Raw genomic sequence first — 26,229 nt, 5'->3', positions numbered from 1 at the left:
AGTATAGAAGAATATGTGAAAAGCAGAAAGGAGCAGAGACAGTATGAGCGGTTATAATAGCAGAAAGTTAAAACATAAATTAAATCGTAATTTAAATAACCGGGGATTTTCATTAGTGGAAATTCTGATTGCAGTAGCGATTCTCGTACTGTGTGCAGTTCCTTTGCTGAAAGCATTTGTAACATCTGCCCAGACCAATGCCAGGGCAAGACAGAATTTAAATGCGACTACGCTGGCTGAAAATATTATGGAAGAAATAAAAGCAGCAGGTGTTGAAGGCTATGGTGTGAAATCGGGAGACACGGTTACGATAGATGGTGTGGATCTTCCTGTTTATGAGGCTGAGTATAGCAATTACAGCTTTGATGGCAGAGTATATGATGTTAAGGCAGTGATGACACCATCGCAGGAGACCTATCTGGATGGTACGGATGAAAAAGCATATAATGCACAGGGTATCCCGGAGATTTCTGTTATGGATGACAGCCGGGATGCTGTTTATGTAGAGGACAAGAATGCAAGATTTGACATAATAGATGAAAATGCGGATTCGCTGGGCATGAAGGCGGAAGAACTGCTGAATGCATGCAGAACGGAATACCGCTTTGCAGTAAAGGAAAATCACGGCAGATATACCGTTACCCAGACGGTAACATACAGTGATGCTTCCGGAAATACAATCGGAACACCCCAGACCCTGACCATATTTGATTCGGTGCTGACCGGAGCAGATCTCAGAAGTCTTTATGTGTGCTATATTCCGGCACTTCGAACAGCCGGTGATATGTACAGAACGCAGGAGAAGGTGGTAATCGAAAACAGACAGGATATTCCGGTTGATGTATATCTTATCCGTCAGGGCTCGCAGGATACACCACTTGCAGTCAGTATTATAGAAAGTGCTCCATCAACAGTGGCAGCAACACAGATTCATACAAATCTTTCTGTAGATGATAAGACAGACATCGGCAGTATAGAACGAAATGGAAGCAGTATTACAGCAGCTACAGCTAAAAGCGCCTTTGGTTTTCAGAAGATGGGCGAGGCTGCAAAGGCAGATGCAGCCAGACTTTATACAGTAAAAGTAACCGTTAAACCGGTAGATTCGGAAAAATCAATTACCTTAACAGGAACGGCAATGAAGTAAGGCGGGAAAACAATGAACAGATGGAAGAAATCACGGGACAATCGAGGAATGTCACTGGTCATGGTCATTGGAACAGTGGCACTGGTAAGCATACTGGTGGTTATAGTACTGTCTCTTTCTCTGATGAATATACAGATGAAGTCAGTATATAAGAAGTCTGCGGATAATTTCTATGATGCAGAAGCAGCAATGGATGAGATACGTACCGGTCTGCAGCAGGATGTAGCAGATGCAGCAACCACGGCATATCTTTCTGTTATGTCACAATATTCTGCCAGCAGTTATCAGGATGCTGTGCGTCAGAGCACTTTCCGGGAATTGTACCGGAAGGAGTTAAAGAAGAAAATCGGGCAGACCATGGATGATACCCATTATGATATCGGCTATCTTGAGAATTATATCGGTGCGTCCCACCGTTATGAAGCAGCAACCGGTACCGGAGCCAGACTTACAACACAGGATGGCAAAGATGCAGATTTTGTGGTAACACAGTCCGGTCTTGTGATTATGAATCTGGAGCTTTCTTATAAGGATGCAGATGCTTATGAGTCAGTTGTAGATACAGATCTTGTATTAAGCTATCCACAGGTAAACTTTATCCAGTCAACATCAGTACCGGATTTGCTGAATTACTGTGTGGTAGCAGATGAAGGTGTCTGGGTAAACAATGGAAACCGTACACTTACCATGAATGGCAATGTATACGCAGGCGATTATTATACCGGGAGCAGCAGTGACCGGAATGGATTCCACATTGATAACAGTGGAAGTGTAATGCTTGGACTGCGCAAGACGCTGATTACCAGAGGCGGACTTACGGTAGAAAATAAAGGTTCTTTTACAACGGATACCAAAGCTACGATATGGGCAGATAATCTCAATGTTTACAGCAACGCAGCCCTGTCCTTATCCGGCAGTACATATGTATCGGATGATTTGACGATTACCGGAAGCGGTGATGTTACCTTGCGTGGAGAGTATTATGGCTACGGTAATCCGGAGACTGCCAAGGCAGCGGCATCTGTAGTTACAGAAGAAGTCAATGCCAATAAGGCGGCATACAGCAGTGCCATGATTATCAATGGAATTGCAGACAGTGGCAAGGCAAGTATCCGCATGAATGGATTAAAGACACTGATGTTAGCAGGAAATGCCTATATCGGAAGCGGCAATGCCATGATGGGAGAGTCCCTGGCTGTAAAGAGCAGCCAGACGGCATATCTTGCACCGGCAGACTGTTTTCTTATAAAGACTACCAATCCCACAACGGTAGCGGAAGATTTTATGGCAAAGAGTGATTTTGCAGCAACTCCGGAAAAATATATTAATTATGAAGTGTTAAAAAATTATCATGCTTTTGATATCACACCATTATATAAAGATGGTCTGGTTTATTATTTCTTAAAATTCGAGAATGCAAAGGAAGCAGCGGCATTTGACCTTGCATACTACAATGATGCAGACCATGCAGCCACAAGGCAGCAGTACCTGTCTCTTTATGTGGATGACGCAGAATTATCTATCCGGGAGAGCAGCACTGTGGAGAAGATTACCAACGGAAGCATTCTTGTCTGGGATACAAAAGGAATCCGAACCATTGAGCCGACAACCATAAGTAATGGATTAGACGATATTTACGAGGATGGTTATTATGCCGGACTGCAGAGCGGCTGGCAGGATATGTATGCTTCTTATAATATTTCACTGACAAAGGATTATGAGAGGCTTACAACGGAGCAGAAAGCAGCCACTGTATTTGAAAATCTGGTGGATGTAGACGGACTGAAAAAAATTACCGGCACATCCGGAGCAGTAGAATTTGAATTTACCGATGGGGATGGAGTCCGGCAGGTGGCATACGTAACAGATAATGAAGGTGCATCAGCATTGGAGGTGGATGCTTCATTTCTGGGTGGAAAGAATGTACCGCTTATCATTGCAACCGGAGATGTGAACGTTACAGCAGATTACTCCGGCACAATTTTAAGTGGTGGCCAGGTGACCTTTGGCATGCCGGGAAGCAGCAGCTCAACAGTGTCATCTGATATGCAGGATGCTGCCAGAGTCATTCAGAATGCCGAATATAAGAAGGGGTCAGATACCTATATTCTGTCACAGGTATTGAAGAACAGCCAGTACTATGTAGGCAGTATTGGAAAGGCATATACCGGAGAGGATGCCGTGGATGTAACGAAGCTTGTAACCTATCAGAACTGGTCAAAGGAGTAAAGATAAGATGCAGAAAGGGAATCGTATAAGCGGAAAAAAGAATAGTGGATTTTCGATGGTAGAGCTGATTGTTACCGTGGCGATTCTTGCAATTATTTCTGTGGGAGCGTTTCTCCTTACCGGCTCACAGAATGGATGGAAACTGCGTCATGCTGCGGAAAGACTGGATTCGGCACTGGATAAAGCTATGGTTCAGTCTATGAGTAAGAGTGATACTGCAGGTCTTATTGTCTATGAATTAAATGGAGAATATTATGCAGCAATGATAAAGGAATCCTGCCGGGACGGAAATATTTACCGTGTAACTGAGGACAAGGTGCTGGAAAAGTATTCACTTGGAAAAGAACCGCTGACGATTACGCTAAGTTATAAAGGAAAAGACGGGACAGCAGTATCTGATGTTACATTATCCAATGAGGGCAGTGAGAGTAATTTAAGCAGTGCGGCAGAATTTCTCTATGACAGAAGTACCGGAGCAGTTAAGACCGTAAAGGTAAACAGCGTGGAAAGCTATTATACTGGTATACATTTGAAGTTGTCAGACCGTGATATGCAGATAAAAATAAGTGCTGCCACCGGCAGACATGAGATACAGTAAGCAAAAGCAGGGAGGAGGAAAACAAAGTGAGCCACAGGAAATCTTCAAAGAAGTATTGTGAAATCAGAAAATGCGGGATATATGATAATAAAGGATTTACGCTGGTTGAACTGCTGGTAGGAATTGCGATTGTGGCAATTGTCGGCGGGTTGATAGGCACATTTTTGATTTTCTCCACAAGAACATATGGAAAAGTAACTGATGAAGCAGACTTACAGGAGGATGCACAGATTCTCCTATCCCAGATGGATAATTATATTATCGATACAGACAGTGCGCTTCGTTATTATGCAGATGTATCAGAGAGTGGAAGCGGCACGGAAATCTTAAAGGACAGCCTTTATCCGGGTGGAGCAGCAGGACTGACCAGAAAATGGCTGGAGATTTATAAGACCACCGATACCGGATATACGAAAGAGACCGTTTTGTGGACAAAATCCACAGAGAAGCTGACATATAAGCAGGAGACGATTGATGCGGCAGGAACGGTAACTGAAAATATAGAAGAACAGGATCTGGCAACGCATGTAACGGATTTTTCCATTGATCTGACGAAAGTAACTTCATTGCGTCAGGTAACAGTGTCTGTTGCACTTGCCAGTGGAGAGAAAAGTTATGGAGCGGATACTACAGTGTATCTGCGTAACCAGATTGTAGTAAATGGGGAGCCTTATAAACCGGATGCAGCACCGGTCATTTCATCTGTACTTAGCGTTAAGGTTCTGCCACAGACAGTTATGATGCGGCCCGGTGGAAGAAAGGCATTTCAGGCAATTGTCTATGGTAATAATTCACCATCCCAGGAGGTAACCTGGAGTCTTTCCGGAAATACGTCTTCCCTGACCACTATTTCAGAGGACGGACTGCTGTGGATCAGCATGGATGAGAAGGCAAAGACCTTAACGGTAACAGCGACATCGGTACAGGATACCACCAAGTCAGGAACGGCGGAAGTAACAGTAGTACATGGCAAGAAGCTGTCTTTAGGCCAGATCCGGAAATACTGGCTGCAAAGAGGAATGTCCATGTATGTATACGCAAGAGTCAACGGAACCTTAAACGGTTCTATTACCTGGGAATGCAGTCCGCAGGATTTACTTTCTGCTAACCCAACCGATGCAGTGACAGTTGCCGGCGGATATCCATCATTAGATTTAATGAATGCCAGACGTTTTGTAACCAGTTCGTCAACACCACTGGGTGAATATACAGTGAAAGTCAGTGGGATAGTGGACGGACAGCCTTATGAAGATATTGTTGTGATAGAAGTAGTGGATGCATCTTATGTATCAGGTGGTTCCGGAATTGTGAATTTTGATAAACCGAACGGACTGGACTATTGGGTACATGCCGGAGATACCTTAAATCTTTCTACCGTATTGAAACGGACAGATCTTGGAACAAAACGTAGATATGAATTTACAGAAGGCGGCAATATTGATAAAAATGCATATACCTATGAGACATCCGGGTCAGATGATGAGAGACTGACTGTTAAGATAGATGAGGCAGCTTTGGATGGAGAAATTTATGTCACGGTTAAAGTTGAAAACCAATATCAGACAGGCTATGATACGGTAACAATTCATGTGGCAGAAGCACTGGATTTTCCGTATGTTGTAGAAACAACCTACCTTCCGGAGCGTGACAATAGTTTCTGGGCCCGTGTGAATTTCCGTGGACCTGTGTTGATGGCAGAATCAATACGGGAATTTACCAATCTTACTTCCGGAATCAATGGATTGATTGCAAATACCGGTGAGCCTTATAAACTTACATCATCAGAACAGTGGACTGGTGAGGATGTGCGTACGCTGTCTGGTGTGAATGAATTTACACAGGAGGGACCTTCTCGTTATCAGAGTAATAAAATTATCGATATGGAAGGAATTATCATAGTAGACCGTGATATTACTTTTGATGCCATGACGATTCGTTCTAGTGGAGATACCGTAATCTATGTAAAAGGAGAGCATACGATATCGTTTAACTGCAGCGCAACAACTTTTGACGGACTCATTTATGCGCCAGAAGGAACAGTTAAATTTGATTGCCAGTCCGGTTATAGCCGAGGCGTAATCATAGCAAAGAAACTTGATATGAGAAGCTGGGGGAATGCAGATTTCTCCTTTATGGAAAAAAGCAGTGTAATGGATCTGGTTAATACATTGAAGGCAGACTAGCTTGTTGAGAAGTAAAAGAGGACAGGATATATGAAACGGAAGAATTCTTTGAAAAATTCCAGAAAGAGAATCATTCAGGCAACGGTAGCAGCAGTAGCCGGTATAACAGTTGCGGTTGCTGCATTCCGGCCGGTAGAGACTTCAGCAAACGGAGTACTGCCGGGGGTGGAAAGCATCGTTGCACAGAAGATGGCAACAGAAGATAAGACCTATCGGATTTTAGAGATTATGCCGGATGGAGCAGAAAGTGAAATGGGCTATCTTGCAGCGGGCAGTGAGCCGGTAGCCCTAGCAGCAGATGGAATGCTGGCTTACTTTGCAGAGAATGGTATCGAAAATACGCAGCAGGAGAGAATGGATTATATCAACAGCTTAAAGCAGCGTTTGGAGGACGGGAAGATAGCTTCCGGTGATACATCTAAGACACCACTTTATGCAGAAGCTTATGAGGAGACTTTTTTCCCGACAGAGGAGCAGCAGAAGGACTACAAGAAGCTGGTATTTCCGGAAGAACAGTATGAGACAATTACTGCTGAGGGACATTATGCTTACCGGCAGGATTATGACGGAAACTATAATCCCAATGTAGTTTCCTTCTCTTATAATGCAACTGGGGATTATGCAGTAGAATTTGAACGGAGAACACCACTTAAGGATGAAACACCATATAACCAGCCATATGAGTACCGGGATAATGGAACAGATGGTTATTATGAAGCAGTAGAAAATCCTATGACAGGTGGTAATTATTACTATATTTCAGACTTTTACTATGTTGGAGCAGATTCCGAACATGGACATTATCTGGCACAGTTAGATGCTGCAAAACCATATTCATATACTGCATCAGGGGATGGAGCATTTGCATTTGTGCCGGGAACAGCGGAAGAGGACAGTGCAAATCAGTCCTGTCAGGTGGAGATGGGCTCTGTCTGGTATACCGGTGGACTTTATAATAATAACCTGTTCCGGGACTATGTATTAGGAGCATTGTCCAAGGATGATTTAAAGGTGGAAGTAACGGCAGTGACAGAGTCTGGACTTGCTTCCGTAGATGTATCCGGTATGGATTTTATTTATATCGGCGGACAGGGTTATGATACCGGAATGAAATATCAGCTTTCTTCTCCGGAGCTTCTTGCACAGGTGGATAAAATATATAAGAAAATTTTAGGAAAAGCACCGGTTCTTATTGATTCCACTGTCTTAGAAAGTGCACTTACTGATTATAATACTTCTGATATTGCAAAGCTTGTGGTGTGGAGCATCCAGAAGGAGTTAAAGGATGACCCGCAGTCTGTGGATGCGGCAGAATTATGTGATACCGCTTCTTTAAACAGCAATTACACCGGCAATGATACTAATTATGCGGAAAATAATGTTTACTGCATGAAAATGACAGATGCAGACGGGGTACGTCAGCATGTATTTACCGGTCTGCTGGAAGCTTTTCCACAGGAGCTGCAGGAGGCGGAGGGATTTGCACCGGTGCGGGCATTGATTGAGCAGGAGAATACCCTCCGTACATCAGCGGATGCAATTGATACCACGCTTTCAAAGAACATGGTCTTACAGTATATTTTAAATTATCCGTATGAGAGAACCTTTAGTGATAAAGAGGAGCTGCGGGTGCTGGATATCGAACCGGCAATGGGCGCACTGTATCTTGATGAAAATACAGCTGATGACAGGATTCTTACCAAAAAGAAGCTGGCAGACTGGACAGGTGTTGCCATTGAAAATATCAGCATTACCCGGATGACTTCAGCGGAGTTTATTGGTAAAATCGAAGACATGAATATGAAATACGACCTGGTTTACTTTGGGCTTGGTTATGCCGGAGAGAATGGAAATTCTGATGCAAAGCTTCAGGGGGATTATATGAACCGTGATGCTGAAGGAAATACGGTTTATAATGATTCATTGATGAACGGACTGGTCTATGCACATACCGGGGATGCATTCTTAAGAAAGGCTATTCTTGGCGGACTTTTAGATACCGATTATGTAGATAATAATACATCGAATTATCTCTATGGAGGCAATCCGGACAGCTCAAGAGACCCATACGGTGACCGGGATGAGTGGGACAGCGGATTAGGTAAGCTCGTTACCGCAACAAAGACCATCAGTGGTTTCCAGTATGATAATCCAAAGAATAGAAATGACCGTCAGGAAATTACCGTTACAGTAGGAAATGTAGGAGTATACCGTGCCAGCGGAAATGATATAACAGAGAGCAAGAAACGTGATCTGGAAGAATTCCTCGGAGCGAAATATCCGGTTCTTTTTGCACAGAATTTTGTGACCACAGAAGGTGAAATCAATGCAAAGGTGGTAGATAATTCTTCTGTTTTATATCAGTTCGCAAAGGAAAATCTGGCACAGGATAATGTCTTTTACCTGGATACCGAAGGCAAGCCAAATGATGAGAGCAGCTTCCGGTACTATATTAATATGCCAAAGGTTAAACTTGCCATGCTCAATCCGTCTACCGGAGTAGAAGAGAGTGATACGGCATTAAGTACAGGAACAGCACGTACTACGGATAACAATTATGGCAATAAAATAGTAGAAATCCGTACCGATAAGAAGGATTCCGGAGTCTATACGCTGCGTTACCGCTTCCGGATTGACAGTTCCGTAGATGCCAGTGCGGCTACGGTATATCATGCAGGACTTTATTTTGATATGAATGCCGATGGTAAATTTATCGAAAATGATACCTATTCCGAACGGCAGAAGGACTGCATCATTTTTGATGCTTCCGGCAATGAAGTCAACCGGGATGCAGCAGGAGAATATCAGTTAAGCAGCGGACAGGAGTACTATCTTGAGAAAGACATTCCAGGTGACTATCGTGGTATGCTGACCTGGAAACTGGAACTGACCCAGACCACCAATGCCTATATCCGTACGGCTAAGACAGGTTATACGATTGTATCAAGAACAGCTGGTGATGACAGTGTACAGGTTGTTAAGGTACTTCAGATTATGGGAAATAATAATGAATGGGGCGGTTACTTTAATCTTTCTCAAGATAGAGACATGCAGGATTTTATCAGCAATTTTGAAAATACGGAAGGAGTCCGGTTTGAAATTACAGCAATTCCAATGCGCAATTTCGATGGCAAATATACATCCTTTGAACAGCTGAAGGATTATCAGATGTTAATCTTTGGTTTCCAGGACAGTTATTCGGATATGACCAATGCTGACACGCTGGCAGCAGTAGATGATTATATAGTCAGCGGACGGAGTGTATTGTTTACCCATGATACCTCTTCCTTTGTCAATGTGGCAACCGAGCAGATGTACTGTCAGGATAATCCGGATGGCGATAATGGATGGAACCCGGGCTGGCTTAGCAACCAGGGTAATGCAGGAGATTTTAACCAGGTAGAACGTCACTGGGGCTATATGGTAAACCAGAAATTCCGTGGTGTTCTTGGAATGGATCGTTATGGAATTACTTATAATAAGAGGACTTCCAAAGACCCGCAGGCGGCACAGCTTCGTTCCCTGCTATTAAAGGAAGGTCAGCTTTTAGACATCAGTACTACTACAGATGCCTCCGGCAATGAGATAACAACCGGAACCATTGATACGGCACATGGTGGCGTAACCACAAGAGAGAATCCGGATGGCAGCGGGGCACTGACTTCTGCAGTATTAGGAAGTGATAAGGATATTGCGTATGTACCGGGAACGAATCAGAAGCAGTCCTATGGACAGACACAGGGTTATACTTATGGAGCAATCAATTTCCATTATTATTATAATGCTCCGTGGCAGTGTACAACGGAAGCAAAGTATGCTTATAACCAGTACATGATGTGGCGTACACTTCCGTTACCAACACAAAGAAATGATGTTTCTCTTGGAAACCTGAAAAACAATGCCAGCATGTATGCAACCCAGGTAAATGATGGACAGATTACCCATTATCCATATGAGATTGGCAGTCAGATTACGATAGCTAATACCCATTACCAGTATTATCAGCTGAATATGGATGAGGATATGGATGGAGATGAAAACAGTGATATTGTAGTGTGGTACTGTCTGGGAGCATCCGGTGATGGTTCGGCGATTTATACCAGTTCCCCGAATGATGTGCGGAACAATTATTATATTTACAACATTGGAAATATTACCTATTCCGGTGTGGGACACAGTACAATAAGTAACGTGAATGAGAAGCAGTTATTCTTTAATACCATTGTTGCAGCGTACAAGACAAGAATCAAAGATCCGGTAGTAAAGCTTTTAGAGAATGGAAGCCGTACTTCAGCAGAAAAGGAAGCTGTTTATGTACATACTGATAATGCCATCGGAAATAAGGCACTGGAAAATGAAGTAAGTTTTTATTATACCGTAACAGATTCGAATCTCGTCACATCGGATAAGGAAATCAGTGTGGATTATTCCATGGTAGATAAGAATGGCAGCAGTATTGCAATTCCGGTACAGGCAGCAGAAAATCAGGTGTATATCACAACAGAAGCAGTAAACGGAGATACGGTTACGACAGATTCTGCCGGAAGACTGAGAGGCTTAAAGAGCGGGGAAGTGTATAAAGCCACAGTTCATAACCTGACGGATACAAAAGTACAGGAGGCAATTACCAATGGTAATATGCGGATTGCAGTCCATGCAGTCAGTACCTTTGACTATTATGGAGACAGCTATGGTCTGGGTGAAAATGCTCAGAGCATACCGCAGAGCAGTACATCTATGAAAATATTAGGAACAACGCTGTTTGATTTGGATTAGAAGAAAAGAAAAAATATTTATTGAAAAACTGGGAACGAAATCGTATAAGACCGGAAAAGCAATCTGTAAAATCAAAAAAGGGTTGAAAAACTGGTAACGTTACCATATAATAAAACCATGAAGAACCAAGTAGGGTGAATGGTCGCGGCTGCATTGTCGAAAGACATACAGACGAGGAAAGTCCGGGCTTCGCAGGGCAGGATGCCGGATAACGTCCGGTGGAGGCAACTCCAAGGAAAGTGCAACAGAAATGTACCGCCAGGTAACTGGTAAGGGTGGAAAGGCAGTGTAAGAGACTACCGCATCTCTGGTAACAGAGATGGCTCTGTAAACCCCATTCGAAGCAAGACCAGATTTAAGCATTGACGTGGCCCGCCAGCTTAAGGTAGGTTGCTTGAGGCGGTTGGCAACAGCCGTCCTAGATAGATGACCATTTTCAACATAACCCGGCTTACAGCCCTGCTTGGTTTCTTACTATCAAATCTAATGTAATTCTAAAATGTTTCTTAAAAGACAATAACTCTGTTGACACAGAAAAGCAGGGGACTTAAGATGAATATCAGGGTATGGTGATATGTGAACATACATATCACCATATTTTTGCGTAAGCATCTGTAAGGAACTGCCGGTGGCAGGTGCGTAGATATAAAAAGAAGAGAGGTCTTATATTTGAAAGAGAAGTTAGCGAGATTTATGTCAGGAAGATATGGAGTAGATCAGTTATCAAGATTATATCTTGGAATTGCACTGATATTACTGGTAGTTTCAATTTTTAGCCACCTTGGTATATTTTATATAGCTGGAATTGTTCTTCTGGTGTATACTTATTATCGTATGTTTTCGAAGAACATTTCCAAGATGTATGCACAGAATCAGAAGTATTTGAATGCAAAATATCGTGCGGTGGTAAAAAAGGATGCATGGAAGAAACAGTGGCAGCAGCGTAAGATTTACCGGTTTTATCGTTGTCCGGGATGTAAACAGAAGGTTCGTGTCCCAAAGGGAAAAGGTAAAATCTGCATTACCTGTCCAAAATGCAGAATGGAATTCATAAAGAAAAGTTGAGCTGTAGCTATTTGGAGGAAGCAGTATGTTTGGATATGTAAATATCAATCGTAATGAATTATCAGATGAAAATAAAAAGATTTACCAGGGTTATTACTGCGGACTTTGTCAGAAACTAAAGGAGGTTTCCGGCCGTAAAGGCCAGATGCTTTTAAACTATGACATGACATTTCTGGTAGTGCTTCTGACCGGACTTTATGAGCTGGAGGATAAAAGCACAGATTTTGTATGTGCACTGCATCCGACGAAAAAACGGACAGCCAGAATCAATGAAGCAACAGAATATGCTGCTGATATGAATATTATTCTTTCCTACCAGAATTTTGAAGATGACTGGAGAGACAATCGTTCTTATTCGAAAAAAGCATTTGCCAGAATGCTGGGAAAAGATTATAATCGCATCATGGCAAAATACCCAAGACAGGTAAAGGCAGTAGAAACCTATATCGAAGAACTGGGTAAGGCAGAGGATGCACAGGAATCCAATATTGATAAAATATCAGGACTGACAGGAACCATGCTGGGCGAAATTTTTGCATGGCGGGAAGATATATGGGCAGAAGAACTCAGATATTTTGGATTCTATTTAGGGAAGTTTGTTTATCTGATGGATGCCTATGAGGATTTTGAAACAGATAAGCGTAAAAATGCATACAATGTTTTCCGTGTACAGCGGAAAGAGGATATGCAGAATCTGGATACCTTTGTGAAGCTGTTGCTGACCAGTATGATGTCAGAGTGTGCCAAGTCCTTTGAACGTCTGCCAATTCTTATGCATGCAGACATTCTGCGGAATGTATTATATTCCGGAGTCTGGACGAAATATGAGTACAACAGACTGAAACGTGAGCGGAAGCAGCAGAAGCTTCTTGAAAAACAGAAAGCAGAAAAACAGAAGGCAGACAGGAAAAGTGCAATAAAGTGAAGTTAAGAATTAAGAAGGAGTAAGTAGTATGGACCCATACAAGGTGCTGGGCATAGCTCCGGGAGCAACAGATGAAGAAATCAAACGGGCATACCGGAATCTGAGCCGCAAATATCATCCGGATGCCAATGTAAATAATCCTGACCGTGCACAGGCAGAAGAAAAATTTAAAGAAGTACAGATGGCGTATGACCAGATTATGAAACAGAAACAGCAGGGTTACAGCTATGGAAGCGGTTACGGCGGCGGTGGCGCCTACGGTTATGGTGGTTTTGGCTATGGCAGAACCAATGGTGCATATGGAAACAGCGGTTATGGCAGCAGTGCTTCCGGTGAATCGGTAGAGATGCAGGCGGCTGCAAATTACATCCGGAATCGTTGTTTTAAAGAAGCATTGCATGTGTTAGACGGCATTTCTGACAGAACGGCACGCTGGTATTATTACAGTGCAATTGCCAATGCCGGAAGCGGTAATAATGTAACGGCAAAGGAGCATGCCAGTCAGGCTGTCAATATGGAACCGAGTAATATGGAATATCGTCAGCTGCAGCAGCAGTTAGAGTTTGGTGGAACATGGTATCAGAGCAGAGGCGGCGAATATGAACGACCATATTCCGGCAGCAGCGGCTGGTGCATGAGTATGCTGTTATTGAATCTTTTATGTAACTGTTGTTGTTTCAGACCATATTAGAAAAACATATTTTAGAAGTTCTTTTTTATTTGCAAGAATGAAAACTTCTGCTATACTGTAGAATGAAAAAAAACAGAAATGGAGATTAGAAATGAGAATTTTAGCTGAAAATACATCATGTATCGTAATTGACTATCAGGAGAAGATTTTGCCGGCAATGTCAGGAAGAGAGGAACTTGTGGCAAATTCTGCTGCATTATTAAAGGGACTTAATTTATTGGAAATACCGATGGTATTGACCACACAGTATGCCAAGGGATTAGGAAATAATATTCCGGAGATTTGTGAAGCAATTGGAAGTGATGTGGCATATGACAAGACCACATTTTCTGCATATGAAACAGAAGCGGTATATGAAGCAATGGATAAAGAGCGTAAAAATGTCCTGATTTGTGGGATTGAAGCACATATCTGTGTACTTCAGACAGCCATTGATTTAAAGGCAGCAGGATATCAGCCGGTTATCGTAGCAGACTGTGTATCTTCAAGAAAAGAACTGGATAAGGAACTTGGTTTAAAGAGAGCAGAACAGGAAGGCATTCTGATTACATCTAAGGAAGCTATTTTATTTGAATTGACACGTAAGGCAGGCGGACCGGTATTTAAACAGATTTCTGCACTGATTAAATAAAGGAGACAGGATATGCTGCAAAGATTTTATCCCGATGAATATCTGGATTCTACCTATGTCATAGACTTTGATAAACTTTATGAAGAGGGATACCGGGGCATTATTTTTGATATTGATAATACTCTTGTTCCACACGGAGCACCGGCGGATGAGCGGGCAAAAAAGCTGTTTGCTCATTTAAAAGAGCTGGGTTATCATTGTATGCTGTTATCGAATAACAAGGAACCACGGGTGAAGATGTTCAATGATGCGGTAAATGTTTCTTATATTTACAAGGCAGGGAAACCGTCAACGAAAAATTATCTTAAGGCAATGGAAGAGATGGGAACCACCACGGAGAATACGTTATTTGTGGGAGACCAGATATTTACTGATGTGTATGGGGCAAACCGTGCGGGAATCCGTACAATTCTGGTAAAACCGATACATCCGAAAGAAGAAATACAGATTGTTTTAAAGAGATACCTGGAGAAAATTGTGTTATTTTTTTATACAAGGAAGAGAAAGAAGGAAGAAAAATCATGAAAATCGGAATTGGAAATGACCACAGTGCAGTCGAAATGAAATTCGCAATTAAAAAGTATTTAGAGGAAATGGGACATGAAGTTGTAAATTACGGAACAGATTCTACCGAGAGCTGTGACTATCCGGAGTATGGTGAAAAAGTAGGACGTGCAGTTGCAGCCGGGGAAGTAGACTGTGGCGTATTAATCTGTGGTACCGGGGTTGGAATCTCTTTAGCTGCTAATAAGGTAAAAGGTGTCCGTGCAGCAGTATGTTCTGATGTAACAACTGCGCATCTGGTAAAAGAACATAACAATGCCAATATCATTGCATTTGGAGCAAGAATTGTTGGAATCGAGAAGGCAAAAGATATTGTAAAAGCATACCTGAATGCAGAATTTCAGGGTGGCAGACATGAAAAACGTATTGCCATGATTCACGAAATTGAATCAAGATAGGGTAAAGTCATAAAAAAAGGTTGAAAAATGGCTTGTTTTATTATAGAATAGAACGAGTGAGTGATAAGTTTGGAATGAGAATTTTTTCCAATACCCGTAAGAACCTGCCAATGGCAGCGTCTTATGGTGCTTAGCAACGAAAATTAGGAGGAATATCGATGATTTCAGCAGGAGATTTCAGAAACGGAATTACAATCGAATTAGAAGGAAATATTTATCAGATTATTGAATTCCAGCACGTTAAACCTGGAAAGGGTGCTGCATTTGTCAGAACCAAATTAAAGAATATCAAGAGTGGCGGTGTAGTTGAGAAAACTTTCCGTCCAACAGAGAAATGCCCACAGGCACGTATCGACCGTAAAGATATGCAGTATTTATATTCTGACGGAGATCTGTATTACTTCATGGATGTTGAAAACTATGAGCAGATTGCTTTAGATAAGACAACCATCGGTGATACCTTAAAATTTGTAAAAGAGAACGAAATGTGTAAAATCTGTTCTCACAATGGCAACGTATTTGCTGTTGAACCACCATTGTTTGTTGAACTTCAGATTACAGAGACAGAACCTGGATTCAAGGGTGATACTGCAACAGGTGCAACAAAACCTGCAACTGTTGAGACTGGTGCAACTGTAATGGTTCCATTATTCGTAGAGCAGGATGATGTCATTAAAATCGATACAAGAACTGGTGAGTATTTATCCAGAGTATAATTTCATGCGAAATATGTGGGAGTTTCAAAACAGTTGTTTTGAAACTCCTTTTTCTGTTGCCGGGTATTAGGAAAGAACTGTCAGTGGCAGTATCAGCAGGTTATGGCAATGAGAATGGAAAGTTGAGGAAACAGGCTATGCAGGAAGAAAGCAGAAAAGAGAAAAATTTCATAAAAAGGATTTATCATGCAGAAGCACCAAAGTGGTTGAAATATGCGATATTATTCGGATATCCGGTTCTGCTTTTTTATATTACTGCATTTATGACATATAATCCTTTTGTAAGAACCAGGTGGAGAGCACAAATTCTAAATCTCCTTTTATTTGAGGCTTTTGTGTGGCTGCTGCTGGCGATTACCGGAAGTGCAGTGATTGCACTTCGCACGGAGACAATTCTTGGAATTGCACTGAGCATTGCGAATTATTATGTCATTTCCTTCCGTGGTTCTCCGGTGGTTCCGTGGGATTTACTGTCCCTTGGAACGGCAGCCAGTGTTGCCGGAGGCTATGATTATACTTTGCCGCCCCGTCAGATTGCATTGATTCTTCTGATGCTCTTTCTGGCATTTACGGAGCGTTATGCAAAGATTCATATTTCACGGAAAAAGATATTGCTCCGTGCAGGTAGTGCTGTGATTTCTATTGCCTGTATGGCAGGAATTGGCTGGATGGTACAGGATGATGCAATGGTAAGTGAATTACAGCTTTATCCGTTTCTTTTTACGCCTACAGTCATGTATGAACGAAATGGCTTTGCAGTGACGTTTCTTATGGATATGCAGTATCTTAAGGTGGAGAAGCCGGAAGGATATTCCGTTGAAAAGGCAAAGGAATTATTAGAAAATGAGGATGGTCTTGACTGGACGGCATCCGACCAGAGAAATAATGTTGGAAAGGAATTCACAAATCAGAAAGAAACAACAGACCAGCTTCCGAATGTTATCGTCATTATGGATGAAGCCTTTTCCGATTTGGGGGTTCTGTCCGATGAGGCGCTTCCGGTAAATGAAGACTATATGCCGTTTATTCACAGCCTGCAACAGGGGGCAGAGAATACCCAGACCGGATATTTGAATGTATCCGTAAAGGGTGGAAATACAGCAAATACGGAATTTGAATTTTTAACGGGAGATACCATGGCATTTCTTCCGGCTGGTAGTATTCCGTATCAGCAGTATATTACGAAGGATACACCAAGCATGGCATCCTATCTAAAGAGCTTGGGCTATGAGACATATGCCATGCATCCGTATTATGCGTCCGGCTGGAACCGGGATAAGATATATCCGCTGCTGGGATTTGACAGCTTTTATTCTTCCACGGATTTCTTTGGTTCCACCTATGAGCGGGGCTATATTGATGATTCATCCTGTGTGGATAAGATTATTGAGACATATGAGAAGAAGGATGCAGGAACGCCGGCATTTATCTTTAATGTAACCATGCAGAATCACAGCCCATATACCGACGGCTATCAGAATCTTCAGGGAAATGTTACAGTAGATGGAACGGTATCTGCCCAATTATCGGAATATCTGACACTGGTAAAATTATCGGATGCTGCATTGGAAAAGCTGATTGATTATTTTGAGACACAGGACGAACCTACGGTTATCGTATTCTTTGGTGACCACCAGCCGACAGATGCGGTGGTGGAGCCAATCTGGAATTTAGAAGGCAAATCATCCTCTGATTTAACAGAAGAAGAAAATCAGCTTCGTTATAAGGTGCCTTATGTTATCTGGGCAAATTATGATATTGATGAGGCGGTAAATCAGGAGAGCAGTGCCAACTATCTGGGGGCACAGATGATGGAAGCAGCAGGAATTCCGTTGTCGGATTATCAGAATTATTTACTGGAACAAAAGAAGGAGATGCCATTGATTTCCACGCAGCATACAGAAGCAGAAGGCAGTGATGCATGGCTTAATTATCAGACGCTGCAGTATTATCTTTTATTTGACTGGGATGGAGAAAAATAGAAATGAAGGAAAGATTACTTCGAATCAAAAACAATAAGAAGATGCCGTTAATACTGGCTTTTTGCATTCCGTTTTTTCTTGCACTGGGAGTCTGTATCGGCCATGAGATTTATCCTTTTGGCAATCAGTGTTTTCTGCATATTGATATGTATCACCAGTATGCACCGTTTTTTACAGAATTCATGAATAAGTTAAAGAGCGGAAGCGGGTTATTATATACATGGAATCTGGGGCTTGGTACAGATTTTGTATCCCTGATGGCATATTATCTTTCCAGTCCTTTTAACTGGCTGTTATTATTATGTCCGTCTAATCTGGTAATCGAATTTATGACGGTATTGATTCTAATTAAGATTGGACTTAGCGGACTTACTTTTGCATTTTACTTAAACCGGCATTATAAAGATAATGGATATCGCATTGCTTTATTTGCGGTATTCTATGCGTTATCCGGGTTTATGTGTGCTTATAACTGGGATATTATGTGGCTGGATACGGTAGTGTTATTGCCGCTTATTTTGCTGGGTCTGGAAAGATTGGTAGAAGGAAAGAAGATGACGCTTTATGTGGTAACACTGGCGGTTTCGATTCTTTCAAACTACTATATTTCCATTATGGTCTGCATCTATCTGGTGCTTTATTTTGTGATTCTGATATTAGATCAGAAAAGCGGAATAGGAAAAGCAATTCTTAAATTTGCGACCGGCTCTATCCTGGCAGGCGGTATGGGAGCAATACTGATTCTGCCGGAGATTGTGGCATTAAGCGGAAGTGGTTCCGGTGGAATCTCTTTTCCGGAAAAAATGGAGTGGTATTTTGGCCTGCTGGATGAAGCAGCAAGGTTCTGCATTGGTGTCGAGCCGTCTTCTACGGTAGGACATATGCCGAATCTTTACTGCGGAGCGGCAATTTTATTATTATTATTCCTTTATCTTTTAAATCGCAGGATCCGAATTGGCACAAAGATTCCAAGACTCTTACTGGTGGCATTTTTCTTTGTGAGCTTTGCAAATAATAAACTGGATTTTATCTGGCATGGCTTTCATTTTCCGGATGGACTTCCGGCAAGACAGACCTTTTTATTTGCATTTTTACTGCTGACCTTAGGTTATGAAGCAGTGCGGGAAGAAAGAGGCAATAGCATTTTTAAAATCCTATTTGCATTCCTGTTAGCGGAGCTGGTATTGGTTTTATGTTTCCGGTTTACAGATTTAGAGCAGGTGACACCGGAGCAGATGCTTTTAACAGGACTTTTGATTTTAGGTTATGCACTTCTGCTGTTATTCTATCGGCGGAAGGATAAGACGATGCGGACTATCGTATCGATATTTGCGGTGATTCTGGTATGTGCCGAGGCAGGCGTAAATCTTGACACGACCAGTATTTCTACTACCAGCCGGACGCTGTATACCCAGCATTTAGAGGATTATAAAACACTGGCGGAGACAGCAGGAGCAGAGGATGACGGTTTCTTCCGTATGGATAAGTTTAACCGGATGACGAAGAATGAGTCGGCACTTTCAAACTATGCATCCGCATCTATTTTTTCTTCTCTTATAAATAAAGATGTGGCAGATTTCTACCGGGAGATGGGAATGGAAGGCGGTAAGAATTATTACTGCTATAATGGTGCAACGATGCTTACTTCCTCGCTGCTTTCGGTAAAATATATCCTGACGGACAGTGCAGAAGAGGAAAGTCCGTATCGAAGTCTGATATCAGAACAGAATGGCATATACTTATATGAAAATACTTATACACTGCCACTTGGTTTTATGGTAGATAGTGATTTGACGGAAAAGTGGGATTTTACCCTTGGAACACCGATAATGGCACAGAATGAACTCGCCTATGCCCTTGGTGCAACGGAGAATCTTTTAGAGCCGGTGGATGCAGAATTACATGATGGCAAAACCGTGATTCAGGTAACGGAAACCGGCTATTATTATGGTTATTATACGATGAAGGATGCCAAAACCATTACCGCAACCACTGGAAACCGCACGCGGACATTTTCTAAATGTGACCATGTCTATTTACTGGATTTGGGATATTGTGAGGCTGGGGAAGATATTACGCTGACTTCTGCCGATACGGACCAGATACTGGTGCAGGGCTACCGGTTAAATGATGCAGCATTTCAGGCAGCATATCATACATTATCCCAGCAGACCATGGAGTTAAAATCCTACAGTGACAGCAGAATCGAAGGCAGCATCAACGTAAAAAAAGCCGGAACTCTTTTGCTGTCCGTGCCGGATGATGAAGGCTGGCATGTCTTTGTGGATGGGGAAGAAGTGGATTATGAGCATTTCTGCGATGCGTTTATCAGCATTCCATTAAAAGAAGGCAGCCATGATATTATATTAAAATATACAACACCGAATCTGAAACTGGGAGCATTGCTTTCCGGTGGAGCATTGTTCTTATTCCTTTGCATTACCTGGATACCGGTTGTTGTGAGAAAACGAGGAGAGAGGGCATGAAGAAAAAAATAACATTTCTGATATTTACGGTACTGGCGGTACTTTGTGTTGTTTATTCGGGGATGGTACTGGCAACGGGTTCCGGAACATCATTTTTTCTTGTGTGGATTGGGCTGGCGGTACTTTTCTTCCTGTTTGGGTATTCTATCTGGAAATCTTTCTGGAAGAAAGTTCCCCGGCTGGTTAAGGGAATCTGTATTACTGTCGTTGCAGTGGGATTTACAGCATTTTTCATCGTAGAAGGCTGCATCATAAGTCAGATGCATGAAAAAGGCGAAGCGGGACTTGACTATATTATTGTGCTGGGGGCACAGGTGAGGGAAAGCGGACCAAGTGCTGCGTTAAAATACCGGCTGGATGAGGCAGTGGAATATTTAGAGGATAATCCAAAGACAATCTGTATCGTATCCGGCGGACAGGGTGCAAATGAACCATATTCCGAAGCCGAAGGAATGGCACAGTATTTAAAAGAACAGGGGATTGATGCGTCCCGGATTCTCTTAGAGGATAAGTCCTTAAATACAGAGCAGAATATGGAGTACAGCAAGGCATTGATAAAAGATGGGGCATCCGTTGGAATTATCACCAATGATTTTCATCTGTTCCGGGCAAAGCAGATTGCACGAAAATACGGACTGGACAATGTCTGTGGAATAGCAGCAAAGTCTACACCGGTTTATCTTCCAAATAATATGCTGCGGGAATTTTTGGCAGAGATAAAATTTTTGCTGTAATGAGAATATTTACGAAAATAAGATATTTACAAATCCCAAAAAATTGGATACATTATTATGTGTAGACAGTTTTTGGAATTTTTTGCTGCCGGCTATCTGAAAGAGTTGCCAGCTTTTGGAAAATGAGGAAAAAGTACATGAAGAATAAGCGGACATGTGATTATATAGCAGAAGCAATCCAGAATGAAATATTATCCGGAAGAATGGAAGCGGGGGAGCCGTTAAGACAGGAAGAACTGGCGGAAACTTTAGGATTTTCAAGAATTCCTATTCGTGAGGCATTGCAGATTTTAGAGAATCAGGGACTGGTTCGGAGACTGGAAACAAGACATGTGGTGGTTGCAGACTTTTCGGAGAAAGTGATGGATGAAATCTTTGAACTGATTTGCAGGGTGCAGCAGCGGGCAATCCTGGATATGGCGGAGGATGAAACGGAATGGGAAATGGCTGTTGAAGAAGAGGAAGACTTTCATACATTTATATATACCTGTATTTCCAATGAGTTTTTCCGAAAACTATTAGAAACAGCAGCTGACTGTTTTATACGGTATGCAGTAAATGAAACTGAAGATGGGAAAAATGTTGCAAAGAGGAAGAAGAGAATACAGAAGCTGGAGACTGTACGGAAGGCATATGGAAAAGGTGATACCGGAAAGGTGGAACAGGAGCTGGAAGCATATTATGGACTGTTGACAGAGAGTGTAAGAAGAGAAAGAGAATTTCAATCATGAATGGATTAAAACCAATTAAAATTCCTTCTGCAAAAGAGAAGGTGGCTGCAGAACTGCGGAAGGCAATTTTGTCAAGAAAGATGAAAGAGGGAGAAAGCCTTTCTTTAGAGAGTGTGGCAGAACAATTAAATGTGTCAATTACACCTGTGCGAGAGGCTTTTCAGATTTTAGCAAGAGACGGATTGATTAAGCTGCGTCCAAATAAAGGTGCTATTGTATTAGGAATTACAGATACATATATCAGAGAACATTATGAACTCAGAGCAATTTTAGAAAGTGCCTGTGCAGAGCTTGCCTCAGCAGAAACTGTTGATATCAGTGGAATTAAAGAAATCTATGAAGAAGCTAAAATCTCATTGGAGCAGGGAGATTACAGTAATTATGCCAGCTTAAACCGGGCATTTCACAGTGAAATCTGGGAGGCTGCCGGTAATCATAAAATGGCAAATATGATAGGAGAATTATGGAATGGACTGTCAATGGGCAATATGGTGACAGAGCAGGAGTATGCAAAGATTTCCATAGAGGAGCATGGACGGATTATGCAGGCAATTGAGGCGAGAGATGGAGTTCTTGCCAGAGAGGAAATGTACCGCCATATTATGCGAAGCCGGGATGATATGCTCACCTATTATCAGTAATGTACAAAAATGAAAGCATAAAATTATAGAATGTGCCGAAGTTGTCAAAAAGTGTTGACTGCTTCGGCATTTTGTTATATTGTTTAATTAGAAATTGGATACATTATCAAATATCAAATCCAAAGTAAAAGGGGGCAGGAAGGTATGAGTCCAGCAACAATAACATTATTATTTTTATTGTTTGCCATTGTAATGTTCGTGTGGGAGAAAATCCCACTTGGGGTAACTTCTATGATAATCTGCGTGGGTCTTGTTGTAACAGGGGTGTTAGATTTCAAGACTGCATTTGCGGGATTTATTGACAGCAATGTGATTTTATTTGTAGCAATGTTTATCGTAGGTGGGGCACTGTTTGAAACAGGAATGGCAAATAAAATTGGTGGTATAGTAACACATTTTGCCAAGACAGAACGCCAGCTCATCATTGCCATTATGGTAATCGTTGGATTAATGAGTGGTGTACTTTCAAACACAGGAACAGCAGCAGTGCTGATTCCGGTTGTAATCGGAATTGCAGCCCGTTCCGGCTATTCACGTTCAAGATTACTGATGCCATTAGTATTTGCAGCAGCCATGGGAGGAAATCTTTCCCTGATTGGTGCACCGGGAAATCTGATTGCACAGTCCGTAATGGAAGAGATGGATATGAGTTTTAGCTTCTTTGAATATGCCAAGGTTGGTCTTCCGATATTGATTTGTGGAATTATCTATTTTGCCTTTATTGGCTACAAATTTTTACCGGACAAATCAGGCGAGAAAGACAGCAGCTATGATGAACAGAAAGATTTTTCCAATGTACCGAAATGGAAACAGGCATTATCTTTGATTATTTTAGTGTTGACACTTCTTGGCATGATATTTGAAGAGCAGATTGGAATTAAGCTTTGTATCACAGGATGTATCGGAGCATTGGCACTTATTTTGACAGGTGTCATCAGTGAGAAGAATGCATTAAAGTCCATTGATTTAAAAACAATCTTCCTTTTTGGTGGAACACTTTCACTAGCATCTGCATTGCAGACAACAGGAGCAGGTGAGGATATTGCTAAGAATGTAATTGGAGTTTTGGGAGAGAATCCTTCTCCATATGTTCTGACCTTTGTGGTATTTATGCTGTGCTGTATTTTAACAAACTTTATGTCCAATACAGCAACCACGGCACTGATGGCTCCAATCTGTGTATCGATTGCACAGGGAATGGGTGCAGACCCAAGAGCAGTATTGATGGCTTGCGTAATTGGTGGGTCCTGTGCTTATGCAACACCAATTGGTATGCCGGCAAATACGATGGTTGTAACTGCAGGTGGTTATACATTTAAAGATTATGCAAAAGCAGGAATACCGTTAATTCTGGTAGCAACTGTAGTCAGCATGATTTTACTTCCAATATTATATCCATTTTTCCCATAAGGGAGCAGCAAAGTCAATTGTAACTGGACGATGAGGACAGTTATCACAATAAAATTCTAGGAGGAAAGAAATATGTCAAATGAAAAACAGGTAGAACAGCTTACCACCTATATGGCAAACTTTATTGCACATATAGCAAAAAAATTACCGGATGATGTAATTGCAAAATTAAAGGAGTTAAGAGAGAAGGAAGACAGTCCGTTATCAAAAACAATTTATGATACGATGTTTGAAAATCAGCGCCTTGCAGTAGAATTGAACCGCCCAAGCTGCCAGGATACCGGAGTATTACAGTTCTGGGTAAAATGCGGTACGAAATTTCCACTGATTGATGATTTGGAAGTATTATTAAAAGAGGCAGTAGTAAAGGCAACTTTTGAAGCTCCATTAAGACATAACAGTGTAGAGACATTTGATGAATACAATACCGGAAAAAATGTTGGAAAAGGAACACCAACTGTATTCTGGGATATTGTACCAAATAGTGATAAATGCGAGATTTATACTTATATGGCAGGTGGCGGATGCACCCTTCCGGGAAAAGCAATGGTATTGATGCCGGGCGAAGGATATGAAGGTGTTACCAAATTTGTTATGGATGTTATGACTACTTATGGATTAAATGCCTGCCCACCACTTTTAGTCGGTGTCGGTGTTGCAACATCTGTAGAGACAGCAGCATTACTTTCCAAGAAAGCACTTATGCGTCCGATTGGCTCTCATAATGAAAATGAGCGTGCAGCTAAGATGGAACAGTTGTTAGAGGATGGAATTAATAAAATCGGACTCGGACCACAGGGAATGGGTGGCAAATATTCTGTTATGGGTGTCAATATTGAAAATACTGCCCGTCATCCATCCACCATTGGAGTAGCAGTAAACGTAGGATGCTGGAGCCACAGAAGAGGACACATTATCTTTGACAAGGATTTGAACTATACAATTACAACACATACGGGGGTGGAATTATAATGGTAGAAAGAAAAGATGGAAAAACAATTTTGACAACACCGATTTCAGCAGAAGATTTAAAAGGAATTAAGATTGGAGATATCGTATACTTAAATGGAAGCATGACAACCTGTCGTGACGTTGCACACCGTCGTCTGGTAGAAGAAGGAAGAGAGCTTCCTGTTGATGTCAGAAATAATGCAATTTTCCATGCCGGTCCAATTATCCGTCCATTGGAAAATGACAAGTTTGAAATGGTATCCGTAGGACCGACAACCAGTATGCGAATGGAAAAATTTGAGTATGAATTCGTAAAAGAGACCGGCGTTCGTGTGATTATTGGAAAAGGCGGAATGAAAGAGAATACAGAACGTGCCTGCAAAGAATTTGGCGCAATTCATTGTGTATTTCCGGCTGGAAATGCTGTGGTTGCAGCAACAGAAGTAGAAGAAATCGTAAGAGCGGAATGGAGAGACCTTGGAATGCCGGAGACACTCTGGAACTGCCGGGTAAAAGAATTCGGACCATTAATTGTATCTATTGATGCAGAAGGAAATAACTGGTTTGAACAGCAGAAGGTAACCTTCAATAAGAGAAAAGATGAAGCAACAGAGGAAATTTGCAAACAGGTCGGTTTTATCAAATAAGGATTGATTAAATATGAAGATGTACTTAAGAAAAGCAATGCAGAACGTTGCAACATATGTGGAACTGGCATTATCTGCATTTCTTACAATAGTAATTGTAGTGTTGATAGTAAAGCTCATAGGTGAAAGTTTTTTTCATCTGAATGGAGAGGGACCGGAGTTAAGTTATTATCTGGAATCAGCGATGACCCTTGCGATTGGAATTGAGTTTGTAAAAATGCTTTGTACCCATACACCGGGAACTATTATTGAAGTATTACTTTTTGCAACCTCAAGACAGATGATTGTGGAACATCTGAATGGAACAGAAACTTTACTTGGCATTGCAGCAATTGCAGGATTATTTGCAATTCGAAAGTACTTATTTTGTAATTTCGATGAATCAGATCATATTATCTGCAGGGGAAGCCAGACGGTACGTCATGCCAATCTTATTGCAGGTGTAAAAATTCCTGAGGAGAGCAACTGTCTGTTACGGGATGTGGTAGCAAGGCAGTTGGTAAGCAAAGAAAAAAGCATTTCCATCGGAGCATGTATTTACTATAAGGATTGTGCTCTCCGCATTGATAATATGCGGGATGACCTGATTACAAGGGTAGAGGTTATAAAAACATTATAAAAGTCCATGCGGTTAAAATTTGATTGGCAGCAGAAAATACATTTGCTATAATAAAATCTGTAGGGGAAAATATCCTTTTACAAAAGGAATAACAGGAAGGGTTTT

21 protein-coding genes and 1 other RNA gene are annotated in these 26,229 nt (G+C 41.7%); all 22 read left to right on the top strand.

Features of this window, described 5'->3' with window-relative positions; all coding sequences use genetic code 11:
- Positions 1 to 43: 43 nt before the first annotated feature.
- The 22 genes from LKD41_RS10565 to LKD41_RS10460 all read left to right on the top strand — a co-directional run bounded on the left by LKD41_RS10565 (position 44) and on the right by LKD41_RS10460 (position 26,124).
- A complete protein-coding gene (locus LKD41_RS10565) occupies positions 44 to 1,147 on the top strand; it encodes a prepilin-type N-terminal cleavage/methylation domain-containing protein (RefSeq protein WP_022244036.1) in 1,104 nt (367 codons plus the stop codon).
- Positions 1,148 to 1,159: 12 nt separating this feature from the next.
- Positions 1,160 to 3,376 carry a hypothetical protein gene (locus LKD41_RS10560; protein ID WP_227701147.1) on the top strand — a complete coding sequence of 739 codons (2,217 nt, stop codon included), beginning with the start codon at positions 1,160 to 1,162 and terminating at the stop codon, positions 3,374 to 3,376.
- A 7-nt stretch (positions 3,377 to 3,383) separates the two neighbouring features.
- Positions 3,384 to 3,974, top strand: a complete 591-nt coding sequence (locus tag LKD41_RS10555; protein WP_227701146.1) for a pilus assembly FimT family protein — start codon at positions 3,384 to 3,386, stop codon at positions 3,972 to 3,974.
- A 26-nt stretch (positions 3,975 to 4,000) separates the two neighbouring features.
- Complete coding sequence (locus LKD41_RS10550; protein ID WP_227701145.1) at positions 4,001 to 6,157, top strand: PilW family protein; 2,157 nt, start codon at positions 4,001 to 4,003, stop codon at positions 6,155 to 6,157.
- A gap of 30 nt (positions 6,158 to 6,187) precedes the next feature.
- Positions 6,188 to 10,933 (top strand): DUF5057 domain-containing protein, encoded by a 4,746-nt coding sequence (locus LKD41_RS10545; protein ID WP_227701144.1) that lies wholly within the window; start codon positions 6,188 to 6,190, stop codon positions 10,931 to 10,933.
- A gap of 126 nt (positions 10,934 to 11,059) precedes the next feature.
- Positions 11,060 to 11,403, top strand: an RNA gene (gene rnpB / locus LKD41_RS10540) — RNase P RNA component class A.
- A gap of 199 nt (positions 11,404 to 11,602) precedes the next feature.
- Positions 11,603 to 11,998 carry a hypothetical protein gene (locus LKD41_RS10535; RefSeq protein ID WP_022244041.1) on the top strand — a complete coding sequence of 132 codons (396 nt, stop codon included), beginning with the start codon at positions 11,603 to 11,605 and terminating at the stop codon, positions 11,996 to 11,998.
- A gap of 25 nt (positions 11,999 to 12,023) precedes the next feature.
- Positions 12,024 to 12,923 carry a DUF5685 family protein gene (locus LKD41_RS10530; protein ID WP_022244042.1) on the top strand — a complete coding sequence of 300 codons (900 nt, stop codon included), beginning with the start codon at positions 12,024 to 12,026 and terminating at the stop codon, positions 12,921 to 12,923.
- A 28-nt stretch (positions 12,924 to 12,951) separates the two neighbouring features.
- Positions 12,952 to 13,614, top strand: coding sequence for a J domain-containing protein (locus LKD41_RS10525; protein WP_022244043.1), 663 nt, complete (start codon positions 12,952 to 12,954; stop codon positions 13,612 to 13,614).
- Positions 13,615 to 13,705: 91 nt separating this feature from the next.
- Complete coding sequence (locus LKD41_RS10520; protein ID WP_022244044.1) at positions 13,706 to 14,245, top strand: hydrolase; 540 nt, start codon at positions 13,706 to 13,708, stop codon at positions 14,243 to 14,245.
- A 12-nt stretch (positions 14,246 to 14,257) separates the two neighbouring features.
- A complete protein-coding gene (locus LKD41_RS10515) occupies positions 14,258 to 14,770 on the top strand; it encodes a YqeG family HAD IIIA-type phosphatase (protein WP_227701143.1) in 513 nt (170 codons plus the stop codon).
- Entirely contained in the window at positions 14,767 to 15,207 is a 441-nt protein-coding gene (rpiB, locus tag LKD41_RS10510; RefSeq protein ID WP_022244046.1) for a ribose 5-phosphate isomerase B, read from the top strand. Before LKD41_RS10515 ends, rpiB begins: the two co-directional genes overlap by 4 nt.
- A 158-nt stretch (positions 15,208 to 15,365) precedes the next feature.
- Positions 15,366 to 15,923, top strand: a complete 558-nt coding sequence (gene efp, locus LKD41_RS10505) for an elongation factor P (RefSeq protein WP_022244047.1) — start codon at positions 15,366 to 15,368, stop codon at positions 15,921 to 15,923.
- 83 nt (positions 15,924 to 16,006) lie between these two features.
- Positions 16,007 to 17,905 carry an LTA synthase family protein gene (locus LKD41_RS10500; protein ID WP_227701142.1) on the top strand — a complete coding sequence of 633 codons (1,899 nt, stop codon included), beginning with the start codon at positions 16,007 to 16,009 and terminating at the stop codon, positions 17,903 to 17,905.
- A 2-nt stretch (positions 17,906 to 17,907) separates the two neighbouring features.
- Positions 17,908 to 20,391: a YfhO family protein gene (locus tag LKD41_RS10495; RefSeq protein ID WP_227701141.1), complete on the top strand. Its 2,484-nt coding sequence runs from the start codon at positions 17,908 to 17,910 to the stop codon at positions 20,389 to 20,391.
- Positions 20,388 to 21,125 (top strand): YdcF family protein, encoded by a 738-nt coding sequence (locus tag LKD41_RS10490; RefSeq protein WP_227701140.1) that lies wholly within the window; start codon positions 20,388 to 20,390, stop codon positions 21,123 to 21,125. The genes LKD41_RS10495 and LKD41_RS10490 overlap by 4 nt, the downstream gene beginning before the upstream one ends.
- A 137-nt stretch (positions 21,126 to 21,262) precedes the next feature.
- Complete coding sequence (locus LKD41_RS10485) at positions 21,263 to 21,856, top strand: GntR family transcriptional regulator (RefSeq protein ID WP_227701139.1); 594 nt, start codon at positions 21,263 to 21,265, stop codon at positions 21,854 to 21,856.
- The gene (locus tag LKD41_RS10480; RefSeq protein WP_022244052.1) at positions 21,853 to 22,497 is read left to right on the top strand and encodes a GntR family transcriptional regulator; all 645 of its coding nucleotides are present in this window, start codon (positions 21,853 to 21,855) and stop codon (positions 22,495 to 22,497) included. The genes LKD41_RS10485 and LKD41_RS10480 overlap by 4 nt, the downstream gene beginning before the upstream one ends.
- A 144-nt stretch (positions 22,498 to 22,641) precedes the next feature.
- Complete coding sequence (locus tag LKD41_RS10475; protein ID WP_022244053.1) at positions 22,642 to 23,907, top strand: SLC13 family permease; 1,266 nt, start codon at positions 22,642 to 22,644, stop codon at positions 23,905 to 23,907.
- Between the two features lie 72 nt (positions 23,908 to 23,979).
- Positions 23,980 to 24,879: a L(+)-tartrate dehydratase subunit alpha gene (gene ttdA, locus LKD41_RS10470; protein WP_022244054.1), complete on the top strand. Its 900-nt coding sequence runs from the start codon at positions 23,980 to 23,982 to the stop codon at positions 24,877 to 24,879.
- The gene (ttdB, locus tag LKD41_RS10465; protein ID WP_022244055.1) at positions 24,879 to 25,505 is read left to right on the top strand and encodes a L(+)-tartrate dehydratase subunit beta; all 627 of its coding nucleotides are present in this window, start codon (positions 24,879 to 24,881) and stop codon (positions 25,503 to 25,505) included. Before ttdA ends, ttdB begins: the two co-directional genes overlap by 1 nt.
- 13 nt (positions 25,506 to 25,518) lie before the next feature.
- Positions 25,519 to 26,124, top strand: coding sequence for a hypothetical protein (locus LKD41_RS10460; RefSeq protein WP_022244056.1), 606 nt, complete (start codon positions 25,519 to 25,521; stop codon positions 26,122 to 26,124).
- The last annotated feature ends 105 nt before the right edge of the window (positions 26,125 to 26,229 follow it).

Source organism: Roseburia sp. CLA-AA-H209 (assembly GCF_020687575.1).
Classification (GTDB): domain Bacteria; phylum Bacillota; class Clostridia; order Lachnospirales; family Lachnospiraceae; genus Roseburia_C; species Roseburia_C amylophila.
The sequence above is the reverse complement of the archived record's forward strand: the minus strand, read 5'-3'. Positions and strand labels throughout refer to the sequence as shown.

What these genes read in the sequence shown, in the direction of transcription:
- LKD41_RS10565 (WP_022244036.1), top strand. Translation starts at nt 44, where the DNA reads ATGAGCGGTTATAATAGCAGAAAGTTAAAACATAAATTAAATCGTAAT.
- LKD41_RS10560 (WP_227701147.1), top strand. Translation starts at nt 1,160, where the DNA reads ATGAACAGATGGAAGAAATCACGGGACAATCGAGGAATGTCACTGGTC.
- LKD41_RS10555 (WP_227701146.1), top strand. Translation starts at nt 3,384, where the DNA reads ATGCAGAAAGGGAATCGTATAAGCGGAAAAAAGAATAGTGGATTTTCG.
- LKD41_RS10545 (WP_227701144.1), top strand. Translation starts at nt 6,188, where the DNA reads ATGAAACGGAAGAATTCTTTGAAAAATTCCAGAAAGAGAATCATTCAG.
- LKD41_RS10530 (WP_022244042.1), top strand. Translation starts at nt 12,024, where the DNA reads ATGTTTGGATATGTAAATATCAATCGTAATGAATTATCAGATGAAAAT.
- LKD41_RS10525 (WP_022244043.1), top strand. Translation starts at nt 12,952, where the DNA reads ATGGACCCATACAAGGTGCTGGGCATAGCTCCGGGAGCAACAGATGAA.
- LKD41_RS10520 (WP_022244044.1), top strand. Translation starts at nt 13,706, where the DNA reads ATGAGAATTTTAGCTGAAAATACATCATGTATCGTAATTGACTATCAG.
- LKD41_RS10515 (WP_227701143.1), top strand. Translation starts at nt 14,258, where the DNA reads ATGCTGCAAAGATTTTATCCCGATGAATATCTGGATTCTACCTATGTC.
- rpiB (WP_022244046.1), top strand. Translation starts at nt 14,767, where the DNA reads ATGAAAATCGGAATTGGAAATGACCACAGTGCAGTCGAAATGAAATTC.
- efp (WP_022244047.1), top strand. Translation starts at nt 15,366, where the DNA reads ATGATTTCAGCAGGAGATTTCAGAAACGGAATTACAATCGAATTAGAA.
- LKD41_RS10495 (WP_227701141.1), top strand. Translation starts at nt 17,908, where the DNA reads ATGAAGGAAAGATTACTTCGAATCAAAAACAATAAGAAGATGCCGTTA.
- LKD41_RS10490 (WP_227701140.1), top strand. Translation starts at nt 20,388, where the DNA reads ATGAAGAAAAAAATAACATTTCTGATATTTACGGTACTGGCGGTACTT.
- LKD41_RS10485 (WP_227701139.1), top strand. Translation starts at nt 21,263, where the DNA reads ATGAAGAATAAGCGGACATGTGATTATATAGCAGAAGCAATCCAGAAT.
- LKD41_RS10480 (WP_022244052.1), top strand. Translation starts at nt 21,853, where the DNA reads ATGAATGGATTAAAACCAATTAAAATTCCTTCTGCAAAAGAGAAGGTG.
- LKD41_RS10475 (WP_022244053.1), top strand. Translation starts at nt 22,642, where the DNA reads ATGAGTCCAGCAACAATAACATTATTATTTTTATTGTTTGCCATTGTA.
- ttdA (WP_022244054.1), top strand. Translation starts at nt 23,980, where the DNA reads ATGTCAAATGAAAAACAGGTAGAACAGCTTACCACCTATATGGCAAAC.
- ttdB (WP_022244055.1), top strand. Translation starts at nt 24,879, where the DNA reads ATGGTAGAAAGAAAAGATGGAAAAACAATTTTGACAACACCGATTTCA.
- LKD41_RS10460 (WP_022244056.1), top strand. Translation starts at nt 25,519, where the DNA reads ATGAAGATGTACTTAAGAAAAGCAATGCAGAACGTTGCAACATATGTG.